1 protein-coding gene is annotated in these 1,525 nt (G+C 60.6%); it reads right to left on the minus strand.

Annotated features, from left to right (window positions below):
* On the minus strand, nt 1–1,525 hold a 1,525-nt coding region (locus ABI582_RS28605; protein WP_442120980.1), incomplete at both ends, for an immunoglobulin-like domain-containing protein.

Here is a 1,525-nt window from a genome sequence, read left to right on the forward strand (position 1 = left end):
ACCGTCTTTGTTGGTCAGCGTGATGGTGTAGGTGATCTCGCCGCCTTCGGTGACCGACTGGCTTGCGGTCAGCTTGGCCACAACTTCGTCGATGGTGTCGGTCACTTGAACGGTGGCCGCACCGCCCAGTTGCAGGTTCTCGAAGGTAGCGCCAGTGGCGTCTACCGCCGACTTGATGCCTAGAGTGATTTCGCCAGCATCCTGGTAAACGTCATCGCCCTGCGCAGCGTGCTCGTACGGCGCGCTGGTGTCGCCAGCCTTAATGGTGACCTGGGCATTGTTGCTCAGGGTCACGACTAGGTCATGGTCCAACGGCTGGTTGATGTGCACGGTGAACGTCGGTTTGACGTTCTCGGCCACCGAAGTCTGGTCGGCCGTGATGGTGACCTTGACCAGGTCGCCTTCGTTGCCCGGAGTGCCTGGCTCGTCAGTAACGGTGGTGCTGACCGGGGTTTTGTCCAGGGTCAGTTGCTCGAACTTGCCGACGTCAGCGCCAGCAACAGTTGCGATCGACTGTACCACCGGGGTGTTGCTGCCAACGTAAACGTTGTCCGGAGCAGTCACGGTGATCGAACCGGTAGTGCCGTTGGCCGGTACGGTGATGACGGTTTTGCCGTCGCTCAGCGTGAAGGTCAGGGCGCCATGGTTGTTGATCGGCAGACCGTCTTTGTTGGTCAGCGTGATGGTGTAGGTGATCTCGCCGCCTTCGGTGACCGAAGGGGTCGCGGTCAGCTTCGCCACGACTTCGTCGGTGGTATCGGTCACTTGAACAGTGGCCGCACCGCCCAGTTGCAGGTTCTCGAAGGTAGCGCCGGTGGCGTCTACAGCCGAATTGATGCCCAGGCTGATCTGGCCAGCGTCATTGTAAACGTCATCGCCTTGTGCAGCGTGCTCGTATGGCGCGCTGGTGTCGCCCGCCTTGATGGTGACCTGGGCATTGTTGCTCAGGGTCACGACCAGGTCGTGGTCCAGCGGTTGGTTGACGTGTACGGTGAACGTCGGTTTGACGTTTTCCGCCACCGAAGTCTGGTCGGCCGTGATGGTGACCTTGACCAGGTCGCCTTCGTTGCCTGGGGTGCCTGGTTCGTCGGTAACCTGGGTGCTGACCGGGGTCTTGTCCAGGTTCAGGTTTTCAAACTTCCACGCGTCCGCGCCGCTGACGGCGTCGATGGCATTCACCACCGGCTGGTTAGTCCCGACATAGACGTTATCCGGCGCGGTTGCAGTGGCCGAACCGGTGGTGCTGTTAGCCGCGACGACAACAGTGGTGCCATCGGTCAGCTTGAAGTACAGCTCCGAATGGTTGTTGATCGGCAGACCGTCTTTGTTGGTCAGCGTGATGGTGTAGGTGATCTCGCCACCTTCGGTAACCGAAGGCGTCGCGGTCAGCTTGGCTACCACTTCGTCGATGGTGTCGGTCACCTTGACCGAAGCGTCACCGCCCAACTGCAGGTTCTCGAAGGCAGCGCCGGTGGCGTCTACCGCCGACTTGATGCCCAAGGTGATTTCGCCGGCATCCTGGTAG

The sequence above is a fragment of the Pseudomonas sp. SAS7 genome (assembly GCF_052112345.1).
GTDB classification, from domain to species: Bacteria; Pseudomonadota; Gammaproteobacteria; order Pseudomonadales; family Pseudomonadaceae; genus Aquipseudomonas; species Aquipseudomonas putida_Q.